The 13,545-nt window shown below is 52.1% G+C and carries 12 protein-coding genes and 1 rRNA gene; 2 read left to right on the forward strand and 11 right to left on the reverse strand.

Translation table 11 applies throughout. The annotated features are described in order from the left end of the window. Positions 1-31: 31 nt before the first annotated feature. The 7 genes from ABD949_RS01885 to ABD949_RS01915 form a co-directional block, all read right to left on the reverse strand. Complete coding sequence (locus ABD949_RS01885; RefSeq protein WP_345240027.1) at positions 32-1,060, reverse strand: sensor histidine kinase; 1,029 nt, start codon at positions 1,058-1,060, stop codon at positions 32-34. Then, complete coding sequence (locus ABD949_RS01890; protein WP_345240028.1) at positions 1,057-1,779, reverse strand: ABC transporter ATP-binding protein; 723 nt, start codon at positions 1,777-1,779, stop codon at positions 1,057-1,059. Before ABD949_RS01890 ends, ABD949_RS01885 begins: the two co-directional genes overlap by 4 nt. A gap of 62 nt (positions 1,780-1,841) precedes the next feature. Next, positions 1,842-3,098: an ABC transporter permease gene (locus tag ABD949_RS01895; protein ID WP_345240029.1), complete on the reverse strand. Its 1,257-nt coding sequence runs from the start codon at positions 3,096-3,098 to the stop codon at positions 1,842-1,844. A gap of 90 nt (positions 3,099-3,188) precedes the next feature. Further along, on the reverse strand, positions 3,189-4,283 hold the full coding sequence (locus ABD949_RS01900) for an efflux RND transporter periplasmic adaptor subunit (RefSeq protein ID WP_345240030.1): 1,095 nt from the start codon (positions 4,281-4,283) through the stop codon (positions 3,189-3,191). Between the two features lie 34 nt (positions 4,284-4,317). Next, positions 4,318-5,655 carry a TolC family protein gene (locus ABD949_RS01905; RefSeq protein WP_345240031.1) on the reverse strand — a complete coding sequence of 446 codons (1,338 nt, stop codon included), beginning with the start codon at positions 5,653-5,655 and terminating at the stop codon, positions 4,318-4,320. Between the two features lie 130 nt (positions 5,656-5,785). Continuing rightward, positions 5,786-6,667 (reverse strand): aldo/keto reductase, encoded by an 882-nt coding sequence (locus ABD949_RS01910; protein ID WP_345240033.1) that lies wholly within the window; start codon positions 6,665-6,667, stop codon positions 5,786-5,788. A 48-nt stretch (positions 6,668-6,715) separates the two neighbouring features. After that, positions 6,716-7,366 carry a TetR/AcrR family transcriptional regulator gene (locus ABD949_RS01915; RefSeq protein ID WP_345240035.1) on the reverse strand — a complete coding sequence of 217 codons (651 nt, stop codon included), beginning with the start codon at positions 7,364-7,366 and terminating at the stop codon, positions 6,716-6,718. An 86-nt stretch (positions 7,367-7,452) separates the two neighbouring features. On the opposite strand from ABD949_RS01915, the gene ABD949_RS01920 reads away from it, so the two are divergent. Beyond that, on the forward strand, positions 7,453-8,646 hold the full coding sequence (locus ABD949_RS01920) for an FAD-dependent monooxygenase (RefSeq protein WP_345240037.1): 1,194 nt from the start codon (positions 7,453-7,455) through the stop codon (positions 8,644-8,646). Here the strand turns inward: ABD949_RS01920 and ABD949_RS01925 are convergent. Beyond that, on the reverse strand, positions 8,609-9,466 hold the full coding sequence (locus ABD949_RS01925; RefSeq protein ID WP_345240038.1) for a prephenate dehydrogenase: 858 nt from the start codon (positions 9,464-9,466) through the stop codon (positions 8,609-8,611). The two genes, ABD949_RS01920 and ABD949_RS01925, sit on opposite strands and share 38 nt — an antisense overlap. Positions 9,467-9,480: 14 nt before the next feature. Next, positions 9,481-10,635, reverse strand: a complete 1,155-nt coding sequence (locus tag ABD949_RS01930) for a pyridoxal phosphate-dependent aminotransferase (RefSeq protein WP_345240040.1) — start codon at positions 10,633-10,635, stop codon at positions 9,481-9,483. 251 nt (positions 10,636-10,886) lie between these two features. Between ABD949_RS01930 and ABD949_RS01935 the strand changes: the two genes are divergently transcribed. Beyond that, positions 10,887-11,744, forward strand: a complete 858-nt coding sequence (locus ABD949_RS01935) for an SDR family NAD(P)-dependent oxidoreductase (RefSeq protein ID WP_345240042.1) — start codon at positions 10,887-10,889, stop codon at positions 11,742-11,744. A gap of 66 nt (positions 11,745-11,810) precedes the next feature. Here ABD949_RS01935 and ABD949_RS01940 read toward each other — a convergent pair whose 3' ends face one another. Next, positions 11,811-13,142: a Gfo/Idh/MocA family protein gene (locus ABD949_RS01940; RefSeq protein ID WP_345240044.1), complete on the reverse strand. Its 1,332-nt coding sequence runs from the start codon at positions 13,140-13,142 to the stop codon at positions 11,811-11,813. 125 nt (positions 13,143-13,267) lie between these two features. Continuing rightward, positions 13,268-13,379: ribosomal RNA gene (rrf, locus tag ABD949_RS01945) — 5S ribosomal RNA — on the reverse strand. Between the last annotated feature and the right edge of the window lie 166 nt (positions 13,380-13,545).

Raw genomic sequence — 13,545 nt, forward strand, 5'->3', positions numbered from 1 at the left:
CCCGCTGCCCAACCGCTTGTTAACGGTCTTACTATACGGCGCTTTCCAGCAGCGGTACCCTTACACAAAAACGCTCTCCGTCATCCTGCACATCCACGGGCTTTGGACTCAGGAAACTGTACAACAGCTTCAGGTTGCTCAGCCCCAGACCGTTGGAGGCCTCTACCCGGCTACGTCGCTGAATTACATTCGCCACCCGCAAAAAACGATCATCGGCCGATATCTGCACTGTCAGCGGATGCGCTGCATTGATGACGTTATGCTTGATCGCATTTTCGATCAGAATCTGCAGGGTTACGGGTACAATGGCCTTGTCGGCAATATGGTCGGGTATATCAAATATAACCGAAAAGGCACCATCGAAACGTGTTTTCAATAAAAAAATATAATGTTGGATAAAATCCAGCTCGGTATCCAGCGGTACCAGCTCTTTATCCTTATTTTGAAGCACATAGCGGTATACTTTGGATAATTGCCGTAAAAACTGCCGCGCCAGAGCCGGGTTCTCCTCGATCAGACCATCCAGCGACGACAGGCTGTTGAACAGAAAGTGTGGGTTCAGCTGATTCTTCAGGTTATCGTACTGCACCTGCGATTTTTCCTTCTCCAGCCGGGCCGCCCGGACGGCATTTTCCCGCCAGCGATTCAGGAAATGATTGGCAATGAACCCGAGCGCTACCAGCAGATTAGCCAGGAAAGCCACAACGCCAATGGTTATGACATTCAGCGGGTTGAGCACAAACGGAAATTTCGGGGTTACTTCGTCGACCAACAGAATGATGATTGGTGATAATACCAGCTTCACGACCGACCAGCCCACCAGCAACTGAATAATGACCCGTTTCCGAACATTCTGCTCAAAAGGCACTTTCCGGTTGAGATAATGATCAAAATTCAGATGAAACAGCCAGACAAGGTTCAGAAACAGCAGGGTAGCCGCAAAAAGCACCAGCTGTCGGCTCCAGTGAATAGCCGGTAAAACAATCCCCCGCACGATGATACCCATCACGGCGATCCAGAGAATGATCCACTCGACGTATTTGTTAAACTGTATTTTCATTGCCTGATAATCATTCCATCGCTCATCTCGATCTCCCGGTCGCAGCCGGCGGCAAAGTCCGGGTCGTGCGTGACGGCAATAATGGTCTGCCCTTTGCTGGCCAGATCCCGGAAAATATCGAATACGTTCTGCGAATTGGCCCGGTCCAGATTACCCGTCGGCTCGTCGCCCATAATCACCGCCGGGTCGTTGATCAGCGCCCTGGCAATGGCGACCCGCTGCTGCTGCCCACCCGAGAGCTTGCTGGCCGGTTTGCGGGCAAAATCAGCCATGCCAATCATCCGGAGCTTTTCGTACGCCCGTTCTTCTACCTCTTTGTCAGCATATTTTCCCAATTTCAGCCCCGGCAGCATCACGTTCTGCAATGCCGAAAATTCCGGCAGCAGGAAGTGAAACTGAAAAACAAAGCCCAGGTGCTCGTTGCGGAAGTGCGACAGAAAATCCTGGCTCCGGCCGGTCAGCCTCGTACCGTTCATCTCTATGGTACCTTCGTAGTCGGTATCCATGGTCGAGAGCAGGTAGAGCAGCGTCGATTTACCGCAGCCCGACTTACCCACGATGGCTAGAAACTCGCCTTTCTGCACGTCGAACGTTACATCCCGCAGGACCTGAAACTTCTCGGGATCGTAGAAGTATTTATTAAGGTGGCTGGCCCGCAACACCGGCTGCCCAACCTGAGGAACTGTAGGCTCCATTCGCTCATTCGCTCTCGTTTCCATAGCAGAATAGGTAAGTGTACCTGATTCAATCATTCCGTCATTCCACCATTCAATCCTTAACCTCATCCCCGCAAAATAGCCACCGGATCAATCTTCGACGCCCGGCGCGAGGGGAAAAACCCGGCCAATACCGTTGTGATTGTCCCAAACAACAGGCCCATGATGTAGTGTTTAGGAGCGAATATCACCGGAAAGGTCTTGATACTCAGAAAATCGCCCGCGTCAAACGGGGTAATTGACAACAGGTAACTAAGTCCGAACCCGATGGCCAGGCCCAGCAAGCCACCCGACAGACCAATAAAAACGGCCTGCAACAGGAAGATAGCCACAATGTCTTTGCCATCGAAGCCGGTTGCTTTCAGGATAGCGATGTCTTTGATCTTGTTGATAACGGTCATGTTCATGATGTTGTAGATACCGAAGCCGGCCACCACCAGCAGCGTAAATGACACCACGAACGTCAGCGTAGTCCGTATTTTCTGCCCCGCCAGAATGGTGGAGTTGGCGGTAGCCCAGTCTTCGGTATAATAGCCATACTTGGCCCGAAATTGCTTTCCCTTGGGAATGGCCTGCATCGGGTCAACCATTTTGATGTGAATATCCGTGACGTAGCTGGATTCTTTCTGGAGCAGTTCCTGTACCGTCGAGAGGTTCGCGTAGCTTTTGGTGTTATCAATCGTTCCGATACCAAAGCCGAAAATGCCCACAATCCGCAGAATGCGGTTGGTGCCCAGCGGAGTGGTGACGCTGACTTTATCCCCCACGCGCACATTGAGTTTACGAGCCAGCGTAGCGCCCATAATCAGCCCCTCCGGGTTGGTTTGCAGCGCCCGGATACTGCCCGACTTTATACGCCGGTTCAGGTCATACAGCCGGTTCTCCCGCTCAATATCCACCCCCGATATAGTACCGGAAATCTGGATCGGACCATTGTTGTAAAAGGCCTGGGTGCCTGCCTGGGGTGATACCCCAAACACGCCCGGCTCCTGCTCGATCAGCCGGGCAATCGTCAGGCCATTGCGCAGCCGGGCCAGTTCGTCTTTCGGCTTCTGGTGATGCACCACGTTGAAGTGGTCCGGCCCCGGCTTCAGTTCGTCAAGCAGACTCGGCCGCTGGGTGTTCACTTCATTATACATCCGGATATGCGGACTGGCCTCCAGCGCCGACTCCTCCAAAAACTGGTTGGAACCCTCCATGAACGAGATCATGGTAATAAACATGGCAATGCCGAACGTTACACCCAGCATAGCCACGAGCGTCTGCTTCTTTTTCGCCAGCAGGTGCGTTTTAGCGATTTGTGTAGCGATGTGTAGATCCATCTTGAATTGAGTGATGAATGATTGAGTGAGTGGGTGGTTTATCCGGATTAAGCTGGTAACGGTTTTACTCGCTCAATCACTCATTATACCCTACTCCGCACTCACAATCTTAGTCTGCTCCGTCAGACCGCTTTTGACCTCGACCAGGTCGAAGTTTTCGGCCCCTTTTGTGAAGCGAACTTTGCGCTGCTTACCATCCTCCTCTACCAACACGCTGTCTTTACCGATCACGTAGCTTTTCGGGATGGTCAGCACCCGCTGGTTCTGGCTGATTACGATATTGGCTTCTACGGTCAGGCCATAGTAGGCTTCCGGCCGTTCGCCCGTAAATTCAGCATCCACCCGAAACGACTGATCGGCGCGGTTCAGCTTCGGATAAATCTTGGCAACGCGGGCTTTAAAAACCTTATCGGCGTAAATGTCCATTTTGATAAGGACTTCCTGACCCACGCGAATTTTGCCGAAATCGCTTTCATCAACCGATAACTGCGCGTAGATATCCCGGCCACTACCGACCAGTGCCAGTTGCTCACCGGGCCGCACCACCTCACCGGGTTCCTTGAAAACCTCGTATACTTTACCATCCACGAAGCTGCGGATGCGCGTATGGCTGCCCGCGACCTCAGTCGTTACTAACTGACTGCGGCTGTTTGCGGCCTCCAACCGGAGTTGATCGCGGGTCCGGACCAGGGCGTTCTGCTGAGCGCGCAGGGTATTACGCGCCGTTTTGTAGTTCAACTCAGCCCGCTCCAGTTCGGCCTTTGAGGTCGCGTTCTGGGCGTAGAGGTCGCGGAAGCGGGCGTAGTTGATCGAGTCGTTTTCGAGCCGGGTCTGCGCATTGCGTACCTGCGCTTCCAGTTCGGCCAGCACCGGCGAACTACCCCGCAGATTGGCCTGCGACTGCCGGTAGACATTGGCAGCCGCCTGCCGACGGGCATCTTCGGTTGCACTCTCCAGCACAAACAATAATTGATTGCGCCGGATGGAATCACCTTCGTTGACGAGCCGCTGCCGGAGCACGCCCTGCGCGTCGGCCGTAACGGTGTATTCGTTGCGCGGGTACACACTGCCCGACGCATAGACGGCCTCCGTCAGGTCTTTATAAGTGGGCGTGATGGCCTCGCTCCCGCGTTTGCAGGCAGCCAAAGCCAATGTTGCTGCGGTTATGTAGAGAAAGGTTTTCATGGCTTTTGGTTTATACCCCTTCAGAGGATTGGGGCTATCTCCTTAACTGCAAGATAGTCTGATTAATAAACGCATTCGAGAGATTACTCAGGTACCGGTTTTGCGCCTGTAAAGCCTCGTTGAACACGTTGAGGTACTGATCGTAGGCAAATAAACCGGAGCGGTACTTCACCAGCGAAATCTGCACGTTCTGCTCACTGATTTCGTAATTCTGCCGGTTCAGGTCCAGCGAGCGGGTGGCCTGCCGATAGCCGTTGCGGATATCCTCGGTATCAATCTCCTGTCGGACCCGCTCATAGGCCAGTTCAGCTTCGGCGAGTTTCACCCGCATCCGGGCACGGGCAAGCTGGCTGTTGCGCAAGCCGCCGGTATAAATTGGCACGTTAAATTGCAAACCAGCTACGCCGATCGGGAACCAGCGCTTGCTGAAATCCCAGAAATCGAGCCGGTCTCGCTGCGCCTGCTCCGAATACCGGATATACGCCGATAAGGTGGGTAACCGCAGCGCCTTCTCCCGGTCCAGCTGAAGCTTATACAACGCTACCTGCGACCGGCGTAACGTCACCTGTGGCCGCTCACTGGAGCTTCCTGCTGACAGTGAGACATCGGTGCGATCGTTGTTGACCGGCTGCGTGGTGAGACTTTCCGCCACCATCAGGCTATCAGTCCCTGTTAATCCCAGCAATAGTTTTAGCTGATTCAGGTTCCGGATATACGTCAGTTCATTCTGCTGCACCACATCCGCGGTGGTGAGCTGGACGGACCGGATGCGGTTATATTCCAGCGGCTCAATCAACCCCTTATCCAGCCGGACGCGGGCGATCTGCACCAGGGTGTCGGCACTGGCCAGGTTGCGCTGATTGATAGCGACGGCCGCTCTGGCCAGCAAAACAGCATGGTATACCCGAGCGGTTTGGGTAGAAAGTTCATCCTGCAGCACCAGCGTCTGATCATCCAGGATGCGCAGATTCTGGTTTGTGATGTCAATATCGGTGCGGATTGGTTTGTTGAGGAGCGGGGCCGTTACCTCAGCCCCGGCGGTCAGCATAAACGGCAGTCCAAAACGAACCGTCCGAAACTCACCCGCCTGACCACCAATAAATTCGGCAGGAATGAGTTGCGTAGGCAGCGCGTAGTTATAGTCGAAGTTGGTAAAGAGTCGCGCCTGCGGCAACAACGCAGATCGGGCGGCTACCCGCTGCTGGTCCTGCAAGGCTCGGTTCTGCCGGGCATTTACCAGTTCGGGGTTGTTGCGTTGGGCTAAGGTAATAGCCTCCTGTACCGACTGAACCACTGTCTGCGCCAATGCCTCAACAGCGGGTAGTGTCAGGACCACTAAGGTTAGCAGGTATTTCCAGCGTGTACGTGTCATCTGGGTACGAATAAATTCAAGCCCAAAGTAACGTACTGCCGACTTAAGCGCTAATTTTTTTGATGCGAAGCGGAAAAAGAAAGGGCCAAAACCGCCACCCGGCTTTGCGAATGGCGGCTTCGGTAATTGGTTATTTATAAGGCAGCGGCATATCCGCCATATCCTCCGGCGTTAGGGTGATCTCGGTAGCGGCCGTATTTTCTTCCAGGTGTTTCACCGACGAGGTGCCTGGTATCGGCAGCATCACCCGCGAAGCCGCCAGCAGCCACGCCAGCGCAATTTGGTACTCAGTCGCGTTGGAATTGCCCTTGCGATGACGGTCCACCACCGCCTTAACCGCCTGTTCGGCCTTCAGATTACCACTGGCCAATGGATACCATGGAATAAAGGCAATATTGTTTTGTTCGCAATATGCCAGTACATCGTTCCATTTCTGATGGCCGATGTTGTACATGTTCTGCACCGACACCACATCAAAATACTGTTGGGCCGTTTGTATCTGCTCCACATTTACCTCCGATAACCCAAGATGACGAATATAGCCCTGCTGCTGCTTCTCCTTCAGAAAGCCTAATGTTTCATCCGTGGGCACTTTCGGGTCGAAACGGTGCAACTGGTACAGATCGATGCGGTCGAGCTTCAACCGCTTCAGGCTGCCTTTCAGCGCTTCGTCAAGATGCTTGGGACTGGCATCTACCGGCCATTGATTTGGACCGGTACGGAGTAATCCACCTTTGGTGGCAATCACTAATCCGTCAGGATACGGATATAGGGCTTCCGCGATCAGCTCTTCCGATATATTTGGTCCATAACTGTCGGCTGTATCAATAAAGTTGATGCCGAGGTCCAGACAGCGCTTTAGTACGCGGATACATTCGGCACGATCGCGGGGTGGCCCCCAGATGCCTTCACCTGTAATACGCATGGCCCCAAAGCCCATGCGATTGACTGTCAGGTCACCCCCAAGCGTAATAGTCCCCGCCATGGCAGCGAGTGATTGTGTAGCTTGCATGATAAGTAATTCGATTTTGATGGTAAACAGGTAACTCTCTTATTACTGTCAAACCCCTCGAACTGTTTCACGATCCGGGTTTGAGTGTGGTATTGCAAACCACTGTTGCAGCCCCTTTTCGGTGAGCATCGGCAGCAGCAAGGCCTCAAAGACGCTTACGTAGTGATTTATTTTTGCCTCATCCGGGCCCTCGTACAATACGTCGGCACTCGACAGCCAGAAATCACCGACAATCAGCATCTGCTCAATCAGGTGACTATCCTGTCCGGGGTATAATTCGGATCTTAATATATCTTGTTTCCGTAACTGGTGCAGGATCAGCCTGAATGTATCCCGCCGACGCTGCATAAGCGCCTGATGTTGCTCACGGATCGCAGGCAACCGGCGCATAATACCGGCAAAGTCGCGCATCAGAAACCGGTATTCATACAGCAGTGCAAACGTACCCGTACCAAGCCGCCGAAGCAGTTCCAGAGAGAGACTTTCTCCGGGCACCAGCTGGTTTATGCCTGTTGAAATAGTTTCGGCTAATTGCAGATATAGCCGCTCAATAATAACGTCGGTATTGGCGAAGTGATAGCATAGATTGCCGTGGCTGATACCAACCTCCTGCGCAAGGCTACGCACAGTTACCGTTTCAACGCCATTTTCGTTAAACAATAGCCGGGCAGTTTCCAGAATTTTTTCTTTTGTAGTCACCGTTTACTCAAAAGACATTAGAACACTTGTTCTAGATTCAAATCAATTAGTACATTTGTTCTAAAATTAACAAAACACCCCAGATTATGAAAGGAATTATTATTGGCGGTGGCATTGGAGGACTAACTACCGCTCTGGCGCTGCAACAGCGCGGCATCGATTTCGAGGTTTACGAACAGGCTCCTGACATCCGGGAGGTAGGCGCAGGGCTGGTTATGGCACCCAACGCCTTGCAGGTTCTCAACCGACTGGGCTTGGCTCAGGATGTTCAGCAACAAGGCTGGTCTCTTGCCGATAGTTATATTACGGAGGCTTCGGGTCGGGTAATTCAGCGGGTAAACGTTGGCGCACTCGTCAATACCTACAGCTTCGGCATAGTGTCAATCCACCGGGGGCGACTGCAAAAAATACTGCTGGCGGCCTTGCCTGCCCAAAGAATTCATACAAACAAACGGCTGACTACTATTAGTGATACAAGCCGCCAGGTACGGGTAACATTTGCCGACGGTACAGTGGCGGAAGGTGATTTTTTGATTGGAGCAGATGGTATTCGCTCAGCCGTACGGCGAAACCTGCTGGGTGAACAACCTACGCGGTACTCCGGGCAGACCTGCTGGCGTGCGCTGGTCGATTTTCCCTTAACGGACGATCAGCAGACGACAGCCAAAGAATACTGGGGTCGTGAAAGTGGCCTGCGTTTCGGTTTGGTCCCTACCGGTCCTCAGGAGGTCTACGTGTACACTACCGCCCCCGCCCCAACCGGTCAGACCGACAAACCAGGAGACGCAATTCCAACTCTGCTGCGCCTGTTCCGGAACTTCGATCCGTTGGTTACAACTGTCATTGAGCACATGCAAGAGCACCGTATTCTCCGCGCTGATTTATATGATCTGATGACGTTACCCACCTGGACACAGGGCCGGGTAGCCCTCCTCGGTGATGCCGCCCACGCAACCACGCCGAATCTCGGGCAGGGTGCCAATCAGGCTATTGAAGATGCTTATGCCATTGCCGCCTGCCTGGCCAGCCACAATGTACCGGAACAGGCCTTTGCCCAATACGAAGCCATTCGGAAAGCCAAAGCAGACAAGGTAGTGGTCACCTCAAGAAACATTGGCAAAGCAGTAAACTTACCAGCCTGGTTAAAGCCTCTGGTCTTTGCCGCCATGCGTGCCCTCCCGCCGTCAGTATCAAAGCGGCAGTTTGATGAAATATTTAATGTAGAATACCTAAAGACTATCGTTACTTCCTCTCAATACCATCCAGCACCCGTCGAATGATATTAGCCCGGTTCATAAAATCGAGGGAGGTACTGATATCCTGCTGGTCTATCACTTCTTTGAAACGCTGTAGGAATTCAATATAATCGGCCAGCGCCTGCGAGACATTGGTGCGGTTCTGGTCGAAGATGGGGGCCCACATCTGCGGTGAGCTTTTCGCCAGGCGCACCGTTGAACTGAAGCCCGTGCTGGCCATATCGAAAATAGCTTTTTCGTCTTTTTCTTTTTCCAGAACGGTCAGGCCAAGCGCAAAGGCACTGATGTGACTGAGGTGTGATACATAAGCCAGGTGCAAATCATGTTCTTTGGGCGTCATGTAAAAAATCTTCATGCCAATATCGCGGAACAGGGCTTCTACCAGCTTTACGCTATCAGGATAACTCTTTTCACGATCGCAGATGATCAGGTTCTTACCGGGTAGCAATTCCTTAAAAGCCGCTCCCGGACCGGAGTTTTCCGTCCCCGCCATCGGATGAACCGGCACAAACTGCGCTCGTTTCGGATGCTGATCGGCTATGTCACAGATCAGGCCCTTGGTCGAGCCCAGGTCGATTACCGTTGCGCCCGTCGGCAACAGATCAAGTACCCTGGGCAGTAGGTCCATAATGGTGTTCACGGGTGTGGCCAACACCACCAGCGTGCTGACGGGTACCGCATCCTCCAGCGGTAGCATCTCATCAACCAGTCCCTTCGCCAGAGCCAGCTCCCCGTGGACAATAGAGGCATCAACGCCGATAAACTTTACTTTCGGGTATTTTTCGCGCACAGCCAGGGCAAACGAGCCGCCCAGCAAGCCAACGCCAATTATTGAAATAGTCATTTGGAAGCGGAATTTTACTTCAGTCGGGTAACGGCAGCCTGTATCCGTTCTTTCGGCATACAGAGTGACACACGTATATAGCGATCCCCTTTAGGCCCGAAAATAAAGCCCGGAGCGATAAAGATATGTTTGTTATACAGCAAATCATCTACTAACGCTTCGGCAGATTCGATATGATCCGGAAGCTTCGCCCAGATAAACATGCCTTCCTGATCGGTTGAATAGGTACAGCCCAGCGCGTTCAGAAAGGCGTGGACGGCGTCCAGCCGTTCGTGGTATACGGCGTTACGCTGCCGGTGCCACTCGTCCGAGTTGCCAAGAGCTTCCGCAGCGGCCTGCTGCACCGGCAAAAACATACCGGAGTCTACGTTGCTTTTGATGCTCAGCACCGCATCGATGTAGGGCTTTGCCGCCATCATCCAGCCGATCCGCCAGCCCGCCATATTGTGCGATTTACTCATCGAATTCATCTCAATGGCAACCTCCTTGGCCCCATCAATAGACAGCAGACTGATGGGTGGGCGCTGGTTCAGTATCAGGCTATAAGGATTATCGTGACATAGCAGCACGTTGTGATCATGAGCAAACCGGACCGCCTGCTCAAACAAAGCCCGCGTTGCCGGGGCACCCGTCGGCATATGCGGGTAGTTGAGCCAGACTATACGGGTACGCTCGTTGACCTGATCTGCCATTGCCTGCCAATCGGGTTGCCAGCCCTGGTATTCCATCAGTCCATACTCCCTTACGGTTGCGCCTACCATCCGGCTCACCGCCCGGTAAGCGGGATAGCCTAACTCCGGTACCAGTACCTCATCACCTTCGTTCAAAAACGTCAATGATATATGGGTTATTCCTTCCTTGGAGCCGATCAGCGGCAGTATCTCTGTTTCAGAATCGAGCTGTACACCATAGGTATGCGCGTAAAACCGGGCGATCGCAGCCCGGAATGCCGGAATGCCTTTATATGACTGATAGCCATGAGAACCGGGCTGCTGCACCGACTCGATAAGTGCCTGAATGGTATTCTCCGACGGCATCATATCGGGGTTACCGATGCCGATGTTAATAATATCATGGCCAGCGGCCTGTAATTTCCGCACTTCGGCCAGTTTCACGGAAAAATAGTACTCCTGTGTCTGTCCGGCGCGGTGGGCAAGGGGTATAATCACTGTTTGATTCTGGACAAATTTGAAACTATAGTCAGCGTGTACAAGCGATGAAGTAGTAACGAACTGCAAAAGTACTAATTTCGGAACGGGAATTGAGCAGCCAACTCAAAGTCACATACTCTAGCGCGCATGCTGACTTATGATTGTATTAAGAATCGTTGGCCCGGAAAATAACAGAATCCCGGTAATAGTCTATACCGTCTTGATTTTGTGTAAATTCGAACATTAAATCACTAAATAACTGTGTGCCTATGGAGACTTTTACCGGAAAGATTATTTTCATTACGGGAGCGGCATCGGGGATCGGCCGGGAATTGGCCGATCAGTTAGCAGAGAAAGGAGCAGTGGTAGTGGCAACAGATATCAACGGAGCAGCGGTTGAAGCGGTAGCCGATGATATCCAGAAGCAGGGCGGAATTGCCACGTCGTACCAACTCGACGTTACCGATTATCAGGCGGTCAAAACGCTGATCCGGTATATTGCGAACCGGTATGGGCAGTTAGATTATGCATTCTGCAATGCGGGTATTAGTGTAGCGGGTGAGGTACGCGACGTTCCCATGCACGACTGGCATAAAGTCCTGGCAGTAAACCTGAACGGTGTTATTCATACGGCAACAGAGGCTTATAAAGTAATGGTGAACCAGGGCTTTGGCCATGTAGTGACCACGGCTTCGCTGGCAGGGTTGGTCTACCAGCCAACGCTAATTCCGTACGTTACCACCAAGCACGCGGTCGTAGCCTTCTCACGCAGTTTACGACTCGAAGGAAAAGCGTTGGGGGTAAAAGTATCGTCATTCTGTCCCGGCTTTATTGCAACAAATATTTATGAATCGTCGTTGATGTCCGGCACTTCTGTCGAAGACTCCATGAAATTAAACCCCTTCAGGCTGGTAGCAGTAGAAGACGCCGTATCAGCTCTGTTAAAAGGTGTTGCGGCTAACAGGGAGCTAATTCTTTTGCCCTTTTATAGCCACGCATTATCCTGGCTTACCAGACATGCCTACCCGCTCATCCGGCCGCTATTACTGACAAATTTAACCAGATACCGTCAAATTCGCAAAGAGCCATCTAAGGCGGAGGAGCCACTTGATGTGACTGCCATGTGATAGCCTGTCCTAAATCAAGAAGCCCACCCCAGTAGCTGAGGGTGGGCTTCTTTCTTGCCAGATATATTATACGTTGGGAAGCTTCCAGGAACTATTATAATGGGCCTGCACAAGTTCATTTGCTTTAGCATCATCAACAATGCCGTTCTTGGCTGCATCCCAGAAGAGTTTTCGCCCGGTGCGGTAAGAAATATTCCCCAGATGAGCATTAATAGCTACATCCCGCCCTATTTCTACCGGACAGTTTGGCCGCTGACGGGACCGCACGCACTCCAGAAAGTTTAATGTATGATTATCCAGATCCTGACTACCACCTCGCTGTACTGGCATTGCCTGGGTAAGGTACTTACCACCCTCCACTTCGGGCAGCACTTCCCATTTGCTACGATCAATAACTACAGTTCCTAAAGTACCAATAAAAGCAACTCCGTGATCGCGGTCATAAGGTCCTCTTCCCGTACCTAAAGACTGCTCCCATAACATGGTAAAATGGCCGAAGTCATAAAGCACCTGCATGGTATCAGGTGTCTCACCGGCATGATCCGGAAAAGCAAATTTGCCGCCCATGGCTGCTACCGATTTAGGAGTCGACACATTCATCCCAGCCAGCACCATATCGATCATATGGGCTCCCCAGTCGGTCATTAAGCCGCCGGCATAGTCCCAGAAATAGCGGAAACTACCATGAAAACGATTACGGTTAAATGGCCGTTTCGGAGCGGGTCCCAGCCACATAGCATAATCAACTCCTGCCGGTACAGGCTCATCCGGTCGAACCGGAAAAGTTTTACCATAAGCCATATAAGCCCAGGTTTTCGTCGAGCGGACCTTGCCGATATGGCCGGCACGAACGTAATCCAGGGCAGCTTTCCAATGCTGACCGCTACGTTGCCACTGTCCCACCTGTACAATGCGTTTATGCTTCTGCGCAGCCGCTACCATCAGGTTGCATTCTTCAATACTGTTGGCTAGCGGTTTTTCCACGTACACATCTTTACCCGCTTCACAGGCGTATACCGTCATGAGGCAATGCCAATGGTCCGGCGTTCCTACAATAACGGCGTCAATGTCTTTATTTTCCAGTAATTTCCGGAAGTCACTATATAAGATTGGCTTTTTACCCGTTGACTTCTCCAGCTCAGCCGCCCGCTTATTTAGCACATTGCTATCAATATCGCATAATGCCAGACACCGTACATTTTGGTGCTTAAGCATAGAGTTTAGATTATGCCAACCCATATTGTTACAGCCGATCAACGCGACGGAAACCATATCAGCGGCTGGTTGAGAAGAATCTAATGTAGTCGCTAAAGCATCAATAGGTAAGGCTGTTGATAAGCCTGCTCCAGCGGCCAATTGAGTGGAGTGCTGCAGAAACTTTCTGCGGGACGTTGACATAGCTGAGATTCTAAGTTTAGGAGTTCTTTGTACTAAGATAACTCCTTAAATGTATTCTCACTACAAACCGGCTAAAAACAGCAAGAGCCGATCGGTGAGGATCGGCTCTTGGTTGTAAATAGATGAGGTGGCAGCTACCTACTCTCCCACCGGTGAAGGCAGTACCATCGGCGTTACGGGGCTTAACGGCTCTGTTCGATATGGGAAGAGGTGTCCACCCGCACTCTGACCACCAACCTCGCTTGGCATTACCGGTTCGCCCGCTTGTCGCTTGCTCACCTGAGTTGGTTTGTCTTTTTAATGCTCTGATCGAGCTGAGAAAAGAGAGTATGTCTGCTTGCTACCTAGCACTACGCGTCCAGGCTCATTAGTACGGCTCGGCTCTAGCGCTCTCACGCCCTCC

Source organism: Nibrella saemangeumensis (assembly GCF_039541915.1).
Lineage (GTDB): Bacteria > Bacteroidota > Bacteroidia > Cytophagales > Spirosomataceae > Nibrella > Nibrella saemangeumensis.